This is a genomic window from Alloalcanivorax venustensis (genome assembly GCF_047495515.1).
GTDB classification, from domain to species: Bacteria; Pseudomonadota; Gammaproteobacteria; order Pseudomonadales; family Alcanivoracaceae; genus Alloalcanivorax; species Alloalcanivorax venustensis.
The window spans coordinates 562065-577127 of sequence record NZ_CP179934.1; the positions used below are offsets into that span (position 1 = coordinate 562065).

General features: G+C 67.3%; 17 protein-coding genes. 8 read left to right on the top strand and 9 right to left on the bottom strand.

What is annotated here, in order from left to right; all coding sequences use genetic code 11:
• Positions 1-18 precede the first annotated feature (18 nt).
• Positions 19-864, bottom strand: coding sequence for an esterase/lipase family protein (locus ACMG4O_RS02715; protein WP_194856493.1), 846 nt, complete (start codon positions 862-864; stop codon positions 19-21).
• 201 nt (positions 865-1065) lie between these two features.
• Between ACMG4O_RS02715 and ACMG4O_RS02720 the strand changes: the two genes are divergently transcribed.
• On the top strand, positions 1066-1986 hold the full coding sequence (locus ACMG4O_RS02720; protein WP_194856494.1) for a hydroxymethylglutaryl-CoA lyase: 921 nt from the start codon (positions 1066-1068) through the stop codon (positions 1984-1986).
• On the opposite strand, the gene ACMG4O_RS02725 is transcribed toward ACMG4O_RS02720, so the two are convergent.
• On the bottom strand, positions 1976-2851 hold the full coding sequence (locus tag ACMG4O_RS02725; RefSeq protein ID WP_414434395.1) for a thioesterase family protein: 876 nt from the start codon (positions 2849-2851) through the stop codon (positions 1976-1978). The genes ACMG4O_RS02720 and ACMG4O_RS02725 overlap by 11 nt on opposite strands.
• 170 nt (positions 2852-3021) lie before the next feature.
• On the opposite strand from ACMG4O_RS02725, the gene ACMG4O_RS02730 reads away from it, so the two are divergent.
• Entirely contained in the window at positions 3022-3825 is an 804-nt protein-coding gene (locus tag ACMG4O_RS02730; RefSeq protein ID WP_414434396.1) for an SDR family oxidoreductase, read from the top strand.
• Between the two features lie 33 nt (positions 3826-3858).
• On the opposite strand, the gene ACMG4O_RS02735 is transcribed toward ACMG4O_RS02730, so the two are convergent.
• The 3 genes from ACMG4O_RS02735 to ACMG4O_RS02745 all read right to left on the bottom strand — a co-directional run bounded on the left by ACMG4O_RS02735 (position 3859) and on the right by ACMG4O_RS02745 (position 6025).
• Positions 3859-4407: a YggT family protein gene (locus tag ACMG4O_RS02735; RefSeq protein ID WP_142947893.1), complete on the bottom strand. Its 549-nt coding sequence runs from the start codon at positions 4405-4407 to the stop codon at positions 3859-3861.
• Between the two features lie 96 nt (positions 4408-4503).
• Positions 4504-5313, bottom strand: a complete 810-nt coding sequence (gene proC, locus ACMG4O_RS02740; protein WP_067608471.1) for a pyrroline-5-carboxylate reductase — start codon at positions 5311-5313, stop codon at positions 4504-4506.
• Between the two features lie 16 nt (positions 5314-5329).
• Positions 5330-6025, bottom strand: coding sequence for a YggS family pyridoxal phosphate-dependent enzyme (locus ACMG4O_RS02745; protein ID WP_142947894.1), 696 nt, complete (start codon positions 6023-6025; stop codon positions 5330-5332).
• An 81-nt stretch (positions 6026-6106) separates the two neighbouring features.
• On the opposite strand from ACMG4O_RS02745, the gene ACMG4O_RS02750 reads away from it, so the two are divergent.
• From ACMG4O_RS02750 to ACMG4O_RS02760, 3 genes are all read left to right on the top strand, one after another.
• Positions 6107-7141, top strand: coding sequence for a type IV pilus twitching motility protein PilT (locus ACMG4O_RS02750; RefSeq protein ID WP_142947895.1), 1035 nt, complete (start codon positions 6107-6109; stop codon positions 7139-7141).
• A gap of 13 nt (positions 7142-7154) precedes the next feature.
• Positions 7155-8279: a PilT/PilU family type 4a pilus ATPase gene (locus ACMG4O_RS02755; protein WP_370183907.1), complete on the top strand. Its 1125-nt coding sequence runs from the start codon at positions 7155-7157 to the stop codon at positions 8277-8279.
• Between the two features lie 103 nt (positions 8280-8382).
• Entirely contained in the window at positions 8383-8805 is a 423-nt protein-coding gene (locus ACMG4O_RS02760; protein ID WP_414434397.1) for an OsmC family protein, read from the top strand.
• A 20-nt stretch (positions 8806-8825) separates the two neighbouring features.
• On the opposite strand, the gene ACMG4O_RS02765 is transcribed toward ACMG4O_RS02760, so the two are convergent.
• Positions 8826-9680: a pirin family protein gene (locus ACMG4O_RS02765; RefSeq protein ID WP_414434398.1), complete on the bottom strand. Its 855-nt coding sequence runs from the start codon at positions 9678-9680 to the stop codon at positions 8826-8828.
• Positions 9681-9714: 34 nt separating this feature from the next.
• A complete protein-coding gene (locus ACMG4O_RS02770) occupies positions 9715-10719 on the bottom strand; it encodes a glutathione S-transferase family protein (protein ID WP_414434399.1) in 1005 nt (334 codons plus the stop codon).
• Positions 10720-10822: 103 nt separating this feature from the next.
• Between ACMG4O_RS02770 and ACMG4O_RS02775 the strand changes: the two genes are divergently transcribed.
• From ACMG4O_RS02775 to ACMG4O_RS02785, 3 genes are read left to right on the top strand one after another with little or no spacing between them, the layout of a single operon-like run.
• Positions 10823-11704: a LysR family transcriptional regulator gene (locus tag ACMG4O_RS02775; RefSeq protein WP_414434400.1), complete on the top strand. Its 882-nt coding sequence runs from the start codon at positions 10823-10825 to the stop codon at positions 11702-11704.
• A 20-nt stretch (positions 11705-11724) separates the two neighbouring features.
• A complete protein-coding gene (locus ACMG4O_RS02780) occupies positions 11725-12444 on the top strand; it encodes a hypothetical protein (RefSeq protein ID WP_414434401.1) in 720 nt (239 codons plus the stop codon).
• 58 nt (positions 12445-12502) lie between these two features.
• A complete protein-coding gene (locus ACMG4O_RS02785) occupies positions 12503-13045 on the top strand; it encodes a DUF4136 domain-containing protein (protein ID WP_142947902.1) in 543 nt (180 codons plus the stop codon).
• On the opposite strand, the gene ACMG4O_RS02790 is transcribed toward ACMG4O_RS02785, so the two are convergent.
• Together ACMG4O_RS02790 and ACMG4O_RS02795 are read right to left on the bottom strand one after the other, a co-directional pair.
• Positions 13014-14366, bottom strand: coding sequence for a sensor histidine kinase (locus ACMG4O_RS02790; RefSeq protein WP_414434402.1), 1353 nt, complete (start codon positions 14364-14366; stop codon positions 13014-13016). The genes ACMG4O_RS02785 and ACMG4O_RS02790 overlap by 32 nt on opposite strands.
• Complete coding sequence (locus ACMG4O_RS02795) at positions 14363-15025, bottom strand: response regulator (RefSeq protein WP_194856504.1); 663 nt, start codon at positions 15023-15025, stop codon at positions 14363-14365. The genes ACMG4O_RS02790 and ACMG4O_RS02795 overlap by 4 nt, the downstream gene beginning before the upstream one ends.
• Between the last annotated feature and the right edge of the window lie 38 nt (positions 15026-15063).

Consider the following 15063-nt stretch of genomic DNA (forward strand, 5'->3'; position numbering starts at 1 on the left):
TCCGCCCGGTGATGCCCCTTAATCCGCCTTCAGGCGCTCGCACACGGCCCGCGCCACCCGCGGGCTGTAGAGCAAAGCGCAATGGCCCAGGTAGGGCAGGTGCAGGTTCTCCTCCGCGTCCGCCAGGGTGGCGGTGGAGGCGGGCATCACGAAGTTGTCCAGCTCTGAGTAGAGGCAATAGAAGCGTGCCTCGCCCGGGCACTGGCCGCCTTCCGCCAGTTCCTCGAGGAAGGGGCTGCGGTAACGCATCTGCGCGGCCGCGCCCCGGGCCGGGAACAGCGAGGAAATGCGGGTGCCGTAGTGGGGGCTGCCCAGAGTGATCACCTTGTTCACCTTGCCGGCCAGGCCCAGGTTCTTCAGGGCATAGCGGGTCAGCGGTCCGCCCATGGAGTGGCACACCAGGTCCACTTGCTCGGCGCCGGTGCGCGCCAGCACATTTTCCACGTGGCGGGCGACCTGGGCGGCGAGCTTGCGGGCGTTGATGTGCGGCGGCGTGTAGCTCACCGCGTAGACGTTGCGGAAGCCCTGGCGCCGCAGCCGCCACTGCATCCACAGAAAGTTGGCGCTGTTGCCGCCGTAGCCGTGCACCAGGATCACCGGGCGGTGATCGCAGGCGCGCGCCCGCTTGGGCGAGGCGTCGTGGAGCAGACGCAATGGATAGGTGCCGCTGAGGAAGGTGAGGCTGGCCGCTTCCACCAGAATCGCCCGGGCCACCGCGCTACCGCGCAACGGGTCGCGCTCGCCCTCCGCCGGGGGCGCCTGGAAGTTACGCCGGTCGTAATGCCAGACCAGATAGAACGCCAGCGTTACATAGGTGGGGATCAGTATCACCACCACCAGAATCAGCGAAAGAATCCAAATCATCGTCGTGCTCCCTGGTCCCCGGGGTCGTGCCGGTATGGAAAACGCTCTGACACTAACCAGCGGCCATCCTGGACACAACGCACCCTGCCCGATTGTCGGACCAGCCCGGCCATTGACTTCCCGGCGGCGGCGCGCCCCGGATGCAGCGGACCCGCCGCCGTGGCACACTTCCGTTCCTTAACTCTTCACGACGGGCAAGGCATGAAAGACAGGGCGATCGTTAATGAAGTGGGGCTGCGCGACGGCCTGCAGAATCAACCGGTGACGGTGGGCACCGAGGCCAAGGCGGCCATCGCACGGGCACTGGTGGGCGCCGGTGTGCGCTACCTGGAGCCGGTCAGCTTCGTCAGCCCCAAGGCGATTCCGCAGATGGCCGACGCGGCGGCGCTGACGCCGCTGCTGCCCCGGGACGAGGGCCTGCACTACACCGCCCTGGTGCCCAACCTGAAGGGCTACCAGCTGGCCCGCGACGCCGGCTACCCCACCGTGGCGCTGGTGCTGTCCACCACCGACACCTTCAACCAGCGCAACCTGAACATGAGCCTGGAGCAGGCGACGGCCAGTTGCGAGGCGATCATCCAGGCCGCCCGCGCCGACGGCGTGGCCACCCGCACCTATATTTCCGGCGCCTTCGCCTGCCCCTACGACGGGCCGGTGCCGGTGACGCTGCCACAGCGTCTCACCGAACGCATGTTCCAGGCCGGCAGCGACGAGGTAGCCATCGCCGACACCATCGGCGCCGGCAACCCACAGCAGATGAAGGACATCATGGCGCCGCTGATTCGCGACTTCGGGGCGGAGCGGTTCTACGTGCACCTGCACGACACCCGTGGCCTGGCGGCGGCCATGGCCTGGGCCGCCCTGGATCTGGGCGTGCGCCGCTTCGATGCGTCGCTGGGCGGCCTGGGCGGCTGCCCGTTCGCGCCGGGCGCCACCGGCAATGTGGCCACCGAGGATCTGGTCTACCTGCTGGAAAGCTGCGGCCTGGATACCGGCATCGAGATCCAGGCGCTGCGTGAGGCGGTGGCGCTGGCCGCCGAGGCCACCGAGCGGCCGCTGGGTGGCCGCATTCTCACCTGGATCGAGAGTCAGGAAGCGCGCGGCAAACAGATCACGCTGTAGGCGGCTGCAGCACCGCCATCTCGGCGCGCAGCGCGTCGGGCACCGGGGTGGGCCGGTGGGTGTCGCGGTCGATCAGCACCATCACGCTTTCCGCCATGGCCACCGGCCGGCCGTCCACAGCGGCGCGCCCGCGCAGCACGAAGGAGCTGTTGCCGATGCCGGCCAGCTCGGAGCTCAACGCCACTTCGCCCATGCCGGTGTCCCAGCGCTGGTAGCGGATGTCGATGCGCGCCACCAGCAGCCCCAGGTTCGGCTGGCGCAGCATGGTCACCGAGCCGGCCCGGGCCTGCTCCAGGTAACGCGCCTGGGCCAGCTCGGAGAGCCGCCGGTCCGGGTCCAGGTCCGCGTAGCGGGCGGTCAGGGCCACCTGGCGCGGCCCCGGCTCGAAGGTTTCGGTCTCTTCCGGCAGCTCCGGCCAGGGCAGTAGCGGCTGGCCGTCCACCTGCTCAGCGGCCAGGGCCCGGCGCGCCGCCTCCGGCAGCGCCACCCAGCCGGCTTCCCCCCAGGCGCCCATCAGGCACTCCTGCACGCCCACGCATTCGCCGCTCTGGAACAGCGCCTGCACCAGACGGTAGCTGTCGTCCTCCACCGCCACCAGGCGCACGGCGGCGGTGACTTCGTGGGGGTAGTGGGTCTCGCGCAGAAAGTGGGTCACGGTGCGGCGCGGGCGCAGCAGCACGTCGTCGGAATACCAGGCCCGGTCTCCGAGCACCGCCATGTGGAAGCGGGTGCGCGCTTCGGTGTGAAAGCTCTGCACCGCCACGTTGTTTACGTGCCGTTCGGTGTCCAGGTGGCTGTAATGCGGGTTGAATCGGATCGAGAACGGGTAGGCGCCGGTCTCCAACTGCCAGGGCTGTGTTTTCACTCGAGGGCTCCACGACTGCGTTTCACGGATCAAACGCGCATCAAAGGGCAAAGCCCGGCGCCGCGCAACCCCGGTGTCCGAAGCCGCCGGCTTTTCGTCGCAAACGGTGGTTGCGGGTACCGGCCCGGCCCCGAATGATGGTCGCAAACCCTATAACGAGGAGCCCGACAATGAGCGAACCGCAAACCCGTAGCGTGCAGCAACTGATGGATCTGAGCGGCCGTACCGCCCTGGTTACCGGCGGGTCCCGGGGGCTGGGGCTGCAGATGGCCCAGGCCCTGGGCGAAGCCGGGGCGCGGCTGGTGATCAGCTCACGCAAGGCGAATGAGCTCGAAGAAGCCGCCGAACAACTGCGCGCCGCCGGTATCGACGTGACCCCTCTGGCGGTGGACCTGTCCGACGAGGACGCGGTGATGGGCCTGGCGGACCGGGCACTGGAGGTGCTGGGCCGGGTGGACGTTCTGGTCAACAACGCCGGCGCCTCCTGGGGAGCGCCCGCCGAGGATTATCCGCTGGAAGGCTGGGACAAGGTGATGACGCTGAACGTGCGCAATCTGTTCCTGCTGACGCGGGAAATCGGCCGGCGCAGCATGATCCCCAACGGCGGCGGCCGGGTGGTGAACGTGGCGTCCAACGCGGCCCTGGGCGGCAACCGGGACTTCATGCAGGCGGTGGGCTACAACACCAGCAAGGGCGCGGTGGTGACCTTCACCCGCGCGCTGGCGGCGGAATGGGGCGCCTACAACATCACCGTCAACGCCATCGGCCCGGGCGTGTTTCCCAGCAAGATGTCGCGCTATCTCACCGATCGGCACGGCGTCGAGGCGCTGGCCGCGCGGGTGCCGCTCAACCGGGTCGGCGACGAGGAGGATCTGAAAGGCACGGTGCTGCTGTTCGCGTCCGACGCCGGCAAGCACATCACCGGCCAGTTCCTGGTGGTGGACGGTGGCGCCAGCGCCATGATCGCCGGCTGAACCGGCGCCCGGGGAGGGCGCCGGCGAGTCCGGTCAGTGCAGCTGGAACAGAATCTTCAGCAGCTGCACGCCGAGCAGCACGATCAGCGGGCTCAGGTCGAGCCCGCCCATGTCCGGCAGCAGGCGGCGCACCGGCGCCATCAGCGGCTCGGTGATCTGGATCACCACCCGCACCACCGGGTTGGAGGGGTCCGGCGCCACCCAGCTCAGGATCACCCGGACCAGCACCGCCCAGAACACGTAATCCAGTATCAGCGACGCCAGTTCCCTGAGCGTGTAGACGAGCAGTTGCGGCCCGATACCCGCCGGCAGGCCGCCGGTCTGGATGGTCAGCAGCATCAGCGCCTTGGCAACGATCAGAATCAGGATCAGCACCAGGGAGGCGATGTCCAGGCCCCGGTAGCCGGGAATGATGCGGCGCAGCGGTGCCAGCAACGGGTTGGTGGCGCGCAACACGAATTGCGAAATGGGGTTGTAGAAGTCCGCGCGCGCCAACTGCAGCACGAAGCGGGTCAGAACGATGAAGATGTATACGCTGAATGCGAAATCAATCAGGAAGACCGCGGCGCCCTGAGGATTCATGACGACTCCAGACTGTTCGTGTGGCGACAGAGTATTGGGGTAAAGGCGGCCGGTTTCAAATTTTTGGCCGGGCGGCGCCCGCCCGACCCCCGGGCATCAGCCGGAAAGCTGCTCGGAGCGCTCGCGGGCGGCGGCCACGGCGGCCTGCACCTGCTCGCGCAGGCCCGCCTCTTCGAACACCTGCAGGGCGGCGGCGGTGGTGCCGCCGGGGCTGGTGACCCGCTGGCGCAGCACGTCGGGGCCGTCCTCGCTGGTGATCGCCAGCTGGGAGGCGCCCCAGGCGGTCTGCAGCACCAGCTGCCGGGCGGTGGTGGCGGACAGCCCCTGGGCCCGGGCGGCGTCGATCAGCGCCTCCATGAGCAGGAAGAAGTAGGCCGGGCCGGAGCCGGACACCGCGGTGACCGCGTCCAGCTCGCCTTCGGTCTCGAACCAGAAGGTCAGGCCCACGGCGCTGAGAATCTGCCCGGCCATCTCTTTCTGCTCGGCGCTCACGTCCGGCGCGGCGTACAGCCCGGTGGCGCCGGCCTGCACCAGCGACGGGGTGTTCGGCATGCAGCGCACGATGGGCGCCTCGCCGAGCCAGTTACGCAGGTTGTCCACGGTGACGCCGGCAGCGATCGAGATGATCAGCGGCTGGCGCTCTTCGATGATCTCGCGCAGGGCGGCGCAGGCGTCGCCCATCACCTGGGGCTTCACCGCCAGCACCAGCACGTCCACGCGGCGGGCCACGTCCAGGTTGTCGCGGCTGACATGAACGCGGTGCAACTGGGCCACTTCGTCGAGGCGGTCCTGGGAGGGGTCGCTCATCCAGATGCGGGCCGGGCGGATCCCCTTGGCGATCATGCCGCCCGCCAGACTGTTCGCCATGTTACCGGCGCCGATGAAGCCGATCAGTTGTTGTGCCATAAGCTGCGTCGTCCTTTCAGCGAGTGTCCTTGGGCGGACGCGGGCCGAACAGGGCGGTGCCCAGCCGCACCAGGGTGGCGCCTTCTTCGATGGCCACCGTGTAGTCCGCGCTCATACCCATGGAGAGGGTGTCGAGGGCCGGCATTGTATTGCGCAATTGTGACAGTGTCATGGCGAGGGCGTGGAAAGCGGCGCGGTTGTGGTCGTCGCTGTCGGCGCGGGGAATCGCCATCAGCCCGCGCAGGCGCAGGCGCGGCCAGTCGGCGAACCCGGCGGCCAGCGCCGCGACCTGATCCAGCGCCACCCCGCTTTTGCTGGCTTCGTCGTCCACATTGACCTGGATGCAGACGTTGAGCGGCGGCAGGTGGTCCGGGCGCTGCTCGTTGAGCCGGCGCGCCACCTTGGCGCGGTCCACGGTGTGCACCCAGTCGAAATGGGCGGCGATGTCGCGGGTCTTGTTGGACTGGATCGGGCCGATGAAATGCCACTCCAGGCCCCGGTCCGCCAGGGCGGGCATCTTGTCGAGGGCTTCCTGGAGGTAGTTTTCACCGAAATGGCGCTGGCCCTGGTCGGCGAGCGCGGCGATCTCGTCGGCGCCGCGGGTCTTGCTGACCGCCAGCAGGGTAACGCTTTGCGGGGCCCGGCCGGCGCCGGCGCAGGCGGCGTCGATCCGTGCGCGAATCGAGGTTAGCGGGGTATCGGTTTCGGGCATGATTGAATGGCTCACGGCGAGCGGTTAGTTTAAGGACCTATACCGTCCTGCGAAATTCTACTGAGAAGAATACATAAACCCATGGATATCACCGAACTGCTTGCCTTCAGCGCCAAAAACGGCGCCTCGGATTTGCACCTTTCCGCCGGCCTGCCCCCGATGATCCGGGTGGACGGCGACGTGCGCCGTATCAATCTGCCGGCCATGGAGCACAAGGAAGTGCACGCGCTCGTTTATGACATCATGAACGACAAGCAGCGCAAGGATTACGAGGAATTCCTGGAGACCGACTTCTCCTTCGACGTGCCCGGCGTGGCCCGTTTCCGGGTCAACGCCTTCAACCAGAACCGCGGCGCCGGCGCGGTGTTCCGGACCATTCCCTCCAAGGTGCTGACCATGGAGGACCTGGGCATGGGCAAGGTGTTCCAGAAGATATCCGATTTCCCACGCGGCATCGTGCTGGTGACCGGGCCCACCGGCTCGGGTAAATCCACCACCCTGGCGGCGATGATGGACTACATCAACGAGAGCCGCTACGAGCACATCCTCACCATCGAGGACCCGATCGAATTCGTGCACGAATCCAAGAAGTGCCTGGTCAACCAGCGGGAAGTGCACCGCGACACCCTGGGCTTCGCCGAGGCGCTGCGCTCCGCCCTGCGGGAAGACCCGGACATTATTCTGGTGGGTGAATTGCGCGATCTGGAAACCATCCGGCTGGCGCTCACCGCCGCCGAGACCGGCCACCTGGTGTTCGGCACCCTGCACACCACCTCGGCGGCCAAGACCATCGACCGGGTGGTGGACGTGTTCCCGGCGGAAGAGAAATCCATGGTCCGCTCGATGTTGTCGGAATCCCTGCAGGCGGTGATCTCGCAGACGCTGATGAAGAAAAACGGCGGCGGGCGGATTGCCGCCCACGAGATCATGATCGGCACCGCCGCGATCCGGAACCTGATCCGCGAGGACAAGGTGGCGCAGATGTACTCCGCCATCCAGACCGGCGGCGCCCTGGGCATGCAGACCCTGGACCAGTGCCTGCAGGGCCTGGTGAAGAAAGGCCTGGTGGCCCGTCAGGCGGCCCAGGAAAAAGCCAAGAACCCGGACGCCATCTGATTGGGGCAAGCGCATGGAATTTGAAGATCTTCTTAAATTAATGGTGCAGAAAGGCGGCTCGGACCTGTTCATCACCGCCGGCGTGCCGCCGAGCATGAAAATTCACGGCAAGGTGCTGCCGGTGACGCGCAACGCCCTGACCCCGGACATGACCCGGGACATCGTGCTCAGCACCATGAACGAAAAGCAGCGCAAGGAATTCCTCGAACACCACGAGTGCAACTTCGCGATTTCCGCCCGCGGCATCGGCCGGTTCCGGGCCAGCGCCTTTTACCAGCGCAACCTGGTGGGCATGGTGCTGCGCCGCATCGAGACCAAGATTCCCAACGTGGACGAGCTGCGCCTGCCGCCGGTGATCAAGGACCTGGCGATGACCAAGCGCGGCCTGGTGATTTTCGTCGGCGCCACCGGCACCGGTAAATCCACCTCGCTGGCGTCGATGATCGGCCACCGCAACAAGAACTCCAAAGGGCACATCATCTCCATCGAGGACCCGATCGAATTCATCCACCAACACCAGGGCTGCATCGTCACGCAACGGGAAGTGGGCATCGACACGGAATCCTTCGAGGTGGCGCTGAAGAACACCCTGCGTCAGGCGCCGGACGTGATTTTGATCGGCGAGGTGCGCAGCCGCGAGGTAATGGACCACGCCATCGCGTTCGCCGAGACCGGCCACCTCTGCCTGGCCACCCTGCACGCCAACAATGCCAACCAGGCGCTGGACCGCATCATTCACTTCTTCCCGGCGGATCGCCATAACCAGCTTTACATGGACCTGTCGCTGAACCTGCGCGGCATCGTCGCCCAGCAGCTGATCCCGACGCCGGACGGCAAGGGCCGGCGCGCCGCCATCGAAGTGCTGCTCAACACGCCGCTGGTGTCGGACCACATCCGCAAGGGCGAGATTCATCTGCTCAAGGCGCTGATGGGCAAGTCCCGGGAACAGGGCATGCAGACCTTCGACCAGGCGCTCTACGATCTCTACGACGCCGGCGAGATCACCTACGAAGACGCCATCGCCCACGCCGACTCGCCCAACGACCTGCGCCTGATGATCAAGCTCGGCAACGAAACCGACGCCACCAGCCTGGATCACGCCACGCGCGGCCTGACCATCGAAGGCGACCACGACTAGCCGGCGTTTATCCTTCTTTTACGGTCGGCCGGGCAAGAGTGCACCTATCCTTCACGGACGGGCTCCCACTCTTGCCCGGACATTCGTATCGGGAGGCAACGTCATGAACAAGTTCGCATCCGCCCACTGGGAAGGCGACATCAAGAAGGGCAAAGGCACCATTTCCACGCAAAGCGGTGCCCTCAAGGAACAGCCCTACGGTTTCAACACCCGCTTCGAGGACGAGCCCGGCACCAACCCGGAAGAGCTGATCGGCGCCGCCCACGCCGGTTGTTTCTCGATGGCGTTTTCGCTGGAGCTGGGTAACGCCGGCTACACCGCCGACAGCATCGAGACCAAGGCGAAAGTGACCCTGGATAAAGACGGCGACGGCTTCAGCATCACCAAGATTCATCTGGATATGAACGCGAAGATTCCCGGCATCGACGACGCCGAGTTTCAGAAAATCGCCAACGGCGCCAAGGAAGGGTGTCCGGTGTCCAAGGTGCTCAACGCTGAGATCACCCTGGACGCCAAACTCGGCTGAAGAACTGTGCGAGCGAGCCCTCAGGCCGGCTCAGCCAGCGTGCCGGCCCGGTAGTCCCGCAGCGCCTGCTCGATCTCTTCCTGAGTATTCATCACGAAAGGACCGTACTGGGCCACCGGCTCGCCGATCGGCTTGCCCGCCAGCAACAACAGCCGGGCACCGTCCTTACCGGCGGCGAGCGTCACACGATCGCCGTCGCTCAGCGTGCCGGTGTGCTCCAGGCGCAGCGTCTCGCCGTTCACCGTCAGGCTCCCTTCGAACAGATACAGCAGCGCGTTGTAGCCGCTTTTCACCGGCACGGTCAGGCTTTCACCGCCGCGCAACTTCACGTCCAGGTAGAGCGGATCGGTGCTGCCGCCGACCACCGGCGCGGTGATCGTTTCACCGTTGAGCGTCACCTCGCCGGCCACCGCCTTGACCTGCCCGCCGCCGGGCAGATCCAGACGCGGCATCTCGGTGTCGGTGATGTCCCGATAACCGGCCGGCTTCATCTTCTCCGCCGCCGGCAGGTTGATCCACAGCTGGAAGCCGCGCAGCAAACCGTCCTGCTGCTGGGGCATTTCCTCGTGGATGATGCCGCGCCCGGCGGTCATCCACTGCACGCCGCCCTGCTTGAGATCGCCTTCGTTACCCAGGTGATCACGGTGCTTCATGTGTCCTTCCACCAGGTAGGTGACAGTCTCGAAGCCACGGTGCGGATGGGCCGGGAAACCGGCCACGTAGTCGTCCGGATTGTCGGAGGAGAACGCGTCCAGCATCAGGAACGGATCCAGCCGCACCGCCGGGTTGTGGCCCAGCGCGCGCTTCAGGCGCACGCCGGCGCCATCGGATGTATCCAGGGCACGGAACGTATTGAGTATGCGACGCTCTTTCATGGTTGCCTCCTGTTGGCTGTCCTCCGGGGTACGCTCAGGCGCCCCGGATCTCCCGTTCGCCCAGCCGGTCGCGGTCATGGGCGGCGGAAAGATCCTGTTCCGGGCCGATCGAGATGATCCCGTGGGGGTTCACCGTCGGGTGGCTGCGGAAATAATGATTGCGGATATGATCCATATCCACGCTGCCGGCCACGCCGGGCAGCTGGTAGAGCTCGCGCAGCAGACCGCTCAGGTTGGGATAGTCGGCGATCCGACGGCGGTCGCACTTGAAGTGCGTGACGTAAACCGGATCGAACCGCACCAACGTGGTCCACAGGCGCAGATCCGCCTCGGTGAGCGTGTTGCCCACCAGATAACGGCTTTTACCGAGCCGCTCTTCCAATTCGTCGAGGGTGCCGAACAACGCCTGCACCGCCTCGTCGTAGGCCTGCTGGCCGGTGGCGAAGCCGGCCTTGTAAACGCCGTTGTTCACCTTCTCGTAGACCGGGCTGTTCACCGCCTCGATCTGGTCACGCAAATCACTCGGGTAGTAATCCCCCGGCCGCGCACCGACCCCGTCAAAGGCACTGTTGAACATGCGGATAATGTCGGCGGACTCGTTGCTGACAATGGTTTCGCGCTGCTTGTCCCACAGCACCGGCACGGTGACGCGCCCGGTATACTTACCGTCGGCCTTCAAATACAGCTGATACAGCTTGTCCAGGCCGTACAGCGGGTCGCCGGTGGCCCCGGGAAAGTCCTCGCGCAATTCCCAGCCGTGCTCCAGCATCAGCGGGTGCACCACGGACACGTCAATGTGCTTCTCAAGGCCTTTCCAGGCGCGCATCACCAGCGCCCGGTGGGCCCAGGGGCAGGCGTAGGACACATACAGGTGGTAACGCCCGCTCTCCGCCGGGAAACCGCCCTCGCCGGTGGGGCCGGCTTCGCCGTCGGCGGTCACCCAGTTACGGAACTGGCTTTCCGAGCGCTTGAAATGGCCACCGGTGCTCTTGGTGTCGTACCACTTGTCTTGCCACTGTCCTTCTACCAGCAGTCCCATGGGACCTCCTTGGAATCATTGCTTGAAGCTGACCTCTATTATTGATTCTGAAAAGGCGATATAAAACAGCACATATTTGTGAAATATGGTCAATTGATTCGATATGTCGACGAAAATCACCCTGGACCAATGGCAGGCCCTGATCGCCGTGGTGGACGAGGGCGGCTACGCCGCCGCCGCCGAGGCGCTGGATAAAAGCCAGTCCGCGATCAGCTACGCGGTGCAGAAAATCGAGACCGAGCTGGGCGTGCGCGCCTTCGCCCTGGAGGGCCGCCGCGCCAAACTCACCGAGACCGGCAACCTGTTGTACCGCCAGGCCAAGGTGCTGGTGGACGAGGCGGGCCGCATCGAGAACACCGCGATCCGCTTCGGCCACGGCTGGGAGCCGCTGGTGCGGCTCACCGCCGACGGCCTGTTCCCCCAGGACCAGGTGCTCTGCGCCCTGGTGCGGCTGGCCAGCGAAAGCCCGCTGACCCGGGTGGAGTTCCAGGAAACCGTGCTGTCCGGTTCCGAGGAGGCGCTGCTGCGCCACGAGGCGGACGTGGTGATCACCGGCCGGGTGCCGCCCGGCTTCATGGGCGATCATCTGTCGCGGATCCGCTTCGTGGCGGTGGCGGCGCCGGAGCACGCGTTGCACCATCAGGGGCCGCTGGAGCTGGACCACCTGCGCCCGCACCGCCAGCTGGTGATCCGCGATTCCGGCAAGCGCCGGGTGGACTCGGGCTGGCTGGGCGCCGAGCAGCGCTGGACCTTTTCCCACGGCAGCGCGCGCCGCCAGGCGCTGCTGCGCGGCCTGGGTTTCGCCTGGGTGCCGGAGACCGAAATCGCCGCCGACCTGGCCGAAGGCCGCCTGCTGCCGCTGCCGCTTAAAGAGGGCGTGGAGCGCTTCCACGACCTCTATCTGGTCTACGCCGACGGTCAGTACGCCGGCCGGGCCGCACGCTTTCTCGGTGAATGCCTGAGGGCGGAAGCCGAACCCGTTTAACTGGTAGGAAAGAGAACACCATGACACCGAACACCACCGCGATTCGCATTGAGAACCGCTATAACGGCCCGCCGGGCTCCGCCAACGGCGGCTATATTTGCGGCCGCATGGCCGAGCACGCCGGCACGGCGTGCGTGGAAACCCGCCTGATGGCGCCGCCGCCGCTGGACACCGACCTGCCGCTGCGGTTGGACAACGCGCAGTGGTTCGCCCTGCACGACGACCAGCCGGTGGCCCGCGCCCGCCAGGCCAGCCTGCCGGAACTGAACGTGCCGGTCCCGGCCACCGTGGACGAAGCGCGGGAGGCGGAAACCCGCTTCAGCGGTTTCGTCGACCATCCTTTCCCGGGCTGCTACGTGTGCGGCCCGGACCGGGACGACGGCCTGCGGCTGTTCCCCGGCTGGCTGGACGACCGCCGCGCGGTGGCTTGCCCGTGGACACCGGCGGCCAGCCACGGCGACGATCGGGGCCGGGTGACGCTGCCGCAGGTGTACGCGGCGCTGGACTGCCCGGGCTCATTCACCCTTGAAAAGGACCCGGACACCTGGGTGGTGCTGGGCAGTTTCACGGTGCAGGTGGACGCGCTGCCGAACGTGGGCGAGACCTATGTGGTGAGTGGCTGGCCGCTGGGCCGCGAAGGGCGCAAACACTTCGCCGGCACCGCGGTGCACGACGCCGCCGGTCGCTGTCTGGCCCGCGCCCATGCGGTCTGGGTGCAGATTCCGGCCGGTTCCCGTTGACGTCACCCTCGCGGAAGCGCTCTATACTGTTTGAGAATGATTCCCAGGGAGTTGTCCAATGCGAGCCTTACACAGCCTGCCCTTGATCGCCGCGCTCGCCCTGTTGCTGGGCGGGTGCGTGTCGCCGGTGGTGATCGACCATCGCGCCGGCACCGATTTCAGTCAGTACCGCAGCTACGCCATTGAGGCGCCGGACGCCGACCAGGAGGCGCTCAGCCTGAACGGCCAGCGGGTGCAGGAAGCCGTACACCGCGAACTGGCGGACGGACCGCTGACCCGTGCCGACCTGGATCAGGCGGACCTGGCGGTGCGCTATGCCTTCGTGCCGGTGGAGAAATTCCAGGGCAGCACCCTGCAGTTCGGCTTCGGCTGGTTCAACCGGGGCTACGGCATCGGCGCCACCACCCCGGTGGAAGGCGAGACCTACGAAGAGCACAAGCTGCAAATCGCCCTGGTCGAACGCAGCAGCAGCGAAGTGGTCTGGGAAGCCACCAGCCGCGACACGCTCTACGAATCGATGAGCAGCGAACGCCGCAAGGAACGCATCGACGTGATGGTGGCGGAGATGTTCAATCGCTTCCCGCCGGGCGCGGCGAACTAAGCCACCGCAGGGTCACGCGCAGGCCGCCGCTGTCGGCGGCGTCCAGCGCAATGGCACCGCCGGTGCGCGCCATCACCGAGGCGACGATGGCCAGACCCAGCCCCTGGCCCTCGCCACCGCCGCGCCAGCCCCGGTCCAGGGCGCGGGCGCGCTGATCCGGGGCCAGCCCGGGGCCCTGATCCTCGACGGTCACGGCAATGTCTCCGCCGTTCTGTCCGCTCTCTACCCGCACCCCTATCTCGCCGCCGGCCGGGCTGTGCCGGACAGCGTTCTCCAGCACATTGCGCAGCGCGATCCGCATCAGGCCCGGTCCGGCCGGAGCGGCCCGCCGCAACGCCCGGTCATCGTCCGCGTCCAGGTGAACGGTGAGGCGCTTTTCGAGGCTGGCGGGCCGCAGTTCTTCCAGCACCGTGGCGAGCAGATCGCCGAGCGCTTCGGGCGGCTCCCGGCGCCGGCTTTCCGCGCCCTCTTCCCGGGCCAGGGCCAGCAGCTGGTCCAGGTTGTTGGCCAGCCGCAGCACCGCCTGCCGGGCCTGCGCCCGGGCATGGGCGGCGCGCTCGCCGTCTGTCATATCGGCGACCTGAAGCTGGGTGCGGATCGCCGCCAGCGGCGTGCGCAGTTCATGGGCCAGGTCGTCGGTGAGGCGCCGTTCGCGCAGCAGGGCATCGCGGGCGTTGCCGAGCCAGTGGTTGAGGGTGTCGACCATGGGCGCCAGTTCCACCCCGCCTTCCGGCACACTCAGGGGCGCTTCGTCGGTGACCCGGCGCCGGGACAGGTCGGCACGCAGCTCGGCCAGCGGCGCCAGGGCGCGCCCCACCGCCCACCACACCAACGCCAGGCTGGCCAGCAGGCCCAGGCCCAGAGTCACCAGCAGCACCAGCGCCACCTGGCGCATAAAGGCGGTGCGCCCGGCCATGCGTTCCGCCGAGGTGACGCGCAACTCGCCGTCGCTGACGGTGAACACCCGCCAGGTTTCGCCCTCGACCTGTTGCTCGCCGAAGCCGTCCTCGGGCAGCGCCAGCCCGGCGCTGGGGGCGCCGCCGGAACGGGCCAGCACCTCGCCGCGCAGGCTGCTGATTTCACAGGCGATGCCGCCCAGGGGCAGGGCGCCGGACTCCTGCAGTTTCAGGTCGCCGGCGGCGTCGCTTTCCAGCAGCGACACCACCATGCGCGCGGACGCCGCCAGGCGCTGGTCCAGCACCCGCGCGACCCGGTCACGAACCTCGCCGTGCAGCCACACCGCCAGCACCAGCCACAGCACCGACAGCCCCAGCCCCATGCACAGCAGCAAGCGGCCGCGCAAACTGGCGGGCCCGATCATGGCGGGGTCCCCAGCCGGTAGCCCTCACCACGCACGGTGTCGATCAGGGCGTCGCCGAGTTTGCGGCGCAGGTTGTGGATGTGCACCGCCAGGGCGTTGCTCTCCACGCCGTCGGTCCAGCCGTAGACCCGGTCGGCGAGCTGAACCGGGGTCAGCACCTGGCCACGGCTTTGCAGCAGCGCCTGCAGCAGGGCCCGCTCACGGCGCGGCAGGGTGACCGCCTCGCCGTGCAGCCAGAGCCGCTGGGCCGCCGGTTCGAACCGCAGGCCGCCGTACTCGATCACCGGCGCGGCGCGGCCGGCGGCGCGGCGCATCAAGGCGTGCAGGCGGGCCACCAGCTCGTCCAGGTCAAAGGGCTTCACCAGGTAGTCATCGGCGCCGGCGTTCAATCCCGTCACCCGGTGCTCGACGCCGTCCCGGGCGGTGAGCACCAGCACCGGCTCGTCCCGCCCCAGGCGGCGCCAGCGCGCCAGCAGCGACAGCCCGTCCTGGTCGGGCAAACCCAGATCGAGCACCACCAGGTCAAAGGCGGTACTGTCCAGGGCGGCGTCGGCATCGGCGGCGCGGGTCACCCAGGCCACGGAAAAGCCGTGGGCCTGAAGACCGGCCTGCACGCCGTCGCCGAGCAGGGCGTCGTCTTCGATCAGTAGTAGATGCATAGGAAACCAGAATGCGGGCGCCGGATTAACCCGGCGTT

Excerpts from the sequence above, each read along its gene's own strand:
- ACMG4O_RS02715 (WP_194856493.1), bottom strand. The coding sequence starts at position 864 with ATGATTTGGATTCTTTCGCTGATTCTGGTGGTGGTGATACTGATCCCC.
- ACMG4O_RS02720 (WP_194856494.1), top strand. The coding sequence starts at position 1,066 with ATGAAAGACAGGGCGATCGTTAATGAAGTGGGGCTGCGCGACGGCCTG.
- ACMG4O_RS02730 (WP_414434396.1), top strand. The coding sequence starts at position 3,022 with ATGAGCGAACCGCAAACCCGTAGCGTGCAGCAACTGATGGATCTGAGC.
- ACMG4O_RS02735 (WP_142947893.1), bottom strand. The coding sequence starts at position 4,407 with ATGAATCCTCAGGGCGCCGCGGTCTTCCTGATTGATTTCGCATTCAGC.
- proC (WP_067608471.1), bottom strand. The coding sequence starts at position 5,313 with ATGGCACAACAACTGATCGGCTTCATCGGCGCCGGTAACATGGCGAAC.
- ACMG4O_RS02745 (WP_142947894.1), bottom strand. The coding sequence starts at position 6,025 with ATGCCCGAAACCGATACCCCGCTAACCTCGATTCGCGCACGGATCGAC.
- ACMG4O_RS02750 (WP_142947895.1), top strand. The coding sequence starts at position 6,107 with ATGGATATCACCGAACTGCTTGCCTTCAGCGCCAAAAACGGCGCCTCG.
- ACMG4O_RS02755 (WP_370183907.1), top strand. The coding sequence starts at position 7,155 with ATGGAATTTGAAGATCTTCTTAAATTAATGGTGCAGAAAGGCGGCTCG.
- ACMG4O_RS02760 (WP_414434397.1), top strand. The coding sequence starts at position 8,383 with ATGAACAAGTTCGCATCCGCCCACTGGGAAGGCGACATCAAGAAGGGC.
- ACMG4O_RS02765 (WP_414434398.1), bottom strand. The coding sequence starts at position 9,680 with ATGAAAGAGCGTCGCATACTCAATACGTTCCGTGCCCTGGATACATCC.
- ACMG4O_RS02770 (WP_414434399.1), bottom strand. The coding sequence starts at position 10,719 with ATGGGACTGCTGGTAGAAGGACAGTGGCAAGACAAGTGGTACGACACC.
- ACMG4O_RS02775 (WP_414434400.1), top strand. The coding sequence starts at position 10,823 with ATGTCGACGAAAATCACCCTGGACCAATGGCAGGCCCTGATCGCCGTG.
- ACMG4O_RS02780 (WP_414434401.1), top strand. The coding sequence starts at position 11,725 with ATGACACCGAACACCACCGCGATTCGCATTGAGAACCGCTATAACGGC.
- ACMG4O_RS02785 (WP_142947902.1), top strand. The coding sequence starts at position 12,503 with ATGCGAGCCTTACACAGCCTGCCCTTGATCGCCGCGCTCGCCCTGTTG.
- ACMG4O_RS02790 (WP_414434402.1), bottom strand. The coding sequence starts at position 14,366 with ATGATCGGGCCCGCCAGTTTGCGCGGCCGCTTGCTGCTGTGCATGGGG.
- ACMG4O_RS02795 (WP_194856504.1), bottom strand. The coding sequence starts at position 15,025 with ATGCATCTACTACTGATCGAAGACGACGCCCTGCTCGGCGACGGCGTG.